Annotated in this window: 2 protein-coding genes; both read right to left on the bottom strand. The window is 47.3% G+C overall.

Annotated features, from left to right (window positions below):
- Window positions 1-135: 135 nt before the first annotated feature.
- On the bottom strand, window positions 136-828 hold the full coding sequence (locus tag VEB01_RS15385; protein ID WP_324876937.1) for a phospholipase D family protein: 693 nt from the start codon (window positions 826-828) through the stop codon (window positions 136-138).
- Window positions 829-930: 102 nt separating this feature from the next.
- Window positions 931-1,767 carry a restriction endonuclease gene (locus tag VEB01_RS15380; protein WP_324876935.1) on the bottom strand — a complete coding sequence of 279 codons (837 nt, stop codon included), beginning with the start codon at window positions 1,765-1,767 and terminating at the stop codon, window positions 931-933.
- Between the last annotated feature and the right edge of the window lie 288 nt (window positions 1,768-2,055).

Below are 2,055 nucleotides of genomic sequence, written 5' to 3'. Positions count from 1 at the left end.
TCCAGTTGTTCGCGTTCAGCGGGTGTGATGACCAGTTCGGCTTTCGGGCGGCCGTTTTTCATTGGGTATCTCCTCAAATCTAAAGACACCCAGAAATTAAGCAAGATTTATGCTACGTATTAATGGGACAGGACACTAGATCGTAAGATCTTCCGGCCACAGGAAATAAGGGCCGAACTTCGGGCTCATTTTGAACTGTCCGCCGGCCTCCTTGCCCTTTGCGGTGAGGTATTGCTTGCCGTCACGGGCTTCCAGATAGCCTTGAGTGATTAACTTATCGACAAGCTCATTGGTCTTTATACCGAGCTTCTGAGCAAGCTTTGACGTGGTCAGCTTGTCGAAATCGTTTTCTGCCTCCTGGGGACTATCGGATTCCTTCGAGACTTTTTCGAGCGAGATCCGGATCTCGTCACTAATTCGGATAATCCTCTGGGCTTCCTCGTAGGCCTCGCGATATAGGTCGGGATCGTCATTTCTTTGGAGCAACACGCCCATTTCATTATTGTTGATCTGACTGAACTCATACAGATTGAGACTTGTGATAATGCACATCTCTTCATTGAGATAGCATTTGGCGTGAAGGTTTTTGCAAAAGCTCGTCCGGATGTAACTCAAGTCACGCAGCCACGTGATTTCCTCCGGTTGCAACTCGTTTTTTCCATAGATCACGCGAACATCAATTTTCAGGCGGTTCTTGTCTTCCAACAGCTCTTTAATGCGGTCGTTGAGCTTTAGGAAGGGGCTGATAAGGATTAGCCGATCCTTCGCGGTTTTAATGAGTTCTTCAAGAAAATAATTCGTAGCGCTGGTGTTTAGAAATTTCCCCATTTAAGTGTTCCGTGTGAATGTGGGTTTTGGTCTGGCAGAAGCGCATTTGTCGGCCGAGAAATATTGTCCGGTTCTCCGTTTGGTTTGTTCTGGCCTACGCCTTTAGTGCCGCAAGTTTATCGTTATTCGGCATCTTGGATAGCTCCGACAGCCCCAGAAAGTACTGCTGTCCTTTTTGCTTTTCCTCAGTATCATTTTAGTTCCGCATCGGGTACACGTTGGCGTCGTATAGTCGCCGCTGGTTGCAAAATCGAGGAGGCGTTTTTGCTTATCTTCGGGGAGCTTTTTGATTAAATCCAAGAACTCCGAGGCGGAAATGAGCTGAAGGGGCTTTCCCTTGGCAAAATCCTTCGCCTCTTTGGTGAAATCCGTTGTCGTCAAAAAGATGCCGTGGGGGATGCGCTCGGCGGCCATAACCCCATAGAGCGCCCGGACAAGATCGACTTTGATGTTCTTGTGCCCCCAAGCTTTACATTGTGCAATGGCTATCGGTTTTTCGCTATTGTTTCCAAAAACCTTTATGTCTATCCCACCATCGGCACCAAGGGGCGTCACTTCAGCTCTACAGCCTTGTTCCACGAGATATTGAACACAGAGTTCCTCGTATCGCTTCCATTCCAAGGATTTCATGAGGTCCATAGTCCAGTTCCTGGCATTGGAACTCTCTGAGCGTGTCTGATCCCCGGTCCTAGTCTCTGGGCTTTCTCGGTCTTCTTTAACGCTATCGTCTGGTTTGATCGCGTTTTGAAAATGCGGGTGTGATTCTCTTATATAGGCGTGTAAGTCCTCCGTTCTTACATTCCTGTATGAGATATTTGATGGGCTTCTTGCATTTCGAGGGTATGTCCTTAGCGCTCGTTTATAGGCGCTTTCCGGTTTTGGAAAGAGCTGGGACAAGCCCAAAGCAATCAATCCTAGAAGTATGAGTGCGGTGACCATGAGTTTCGGTCTTGTAAGTGATTTCTAAAACGCCTCCTTAATACATAGTCAAAAAGTACCAATTTTAAAGTCAGAAAAAACCGAAAAAACTGTAGGGCGAGTCTTACAAGGAATAGTAAAAAAAGAGAGTCAATCTTGGCTGGCTAACTGTCAGGTCCCGTGTGATTCTTTACCAAGAAGGAGCTATGCTCTCTTCGAGGCACGGAGTGTCCTCCGTGAAGTTTTTGGTTCATCCGGTTGAGACTCATCACGATGCAGATTCAACTTCACAAGAACGCCAGCACCACC

The sequence above is a fragment of the Methylocaldum sp. genome, assembly GCF_035627495.1.
Lineage (GTDB): Bacteria > Pseudomonadota > Gammaproteobacteria > Methylococcales > Methylococcaceae > Methylocaldum.
The sequence above is the reverse complement of the archived record's forward strand: the minus strand, read 5'-3'. Positions and strand labels throughout refer to the sequence as shown.

Coding starts and splice junctions, on each gene's coding strand:
- VEB01_RS15380 (WP_324876935.1), bottom strand. CDS start 1,767: ATGGTCACCGCACTCATACTTCTAGGATTGATTGCTTTGGGCTTGTCC.
- VEB01_RS15385 (WP_324876937.1), bottom strand. CDS start 828: ATGGGGAAATTTCTAAACACCAGCGCTACGAATTATTTTCTTGAAGAA.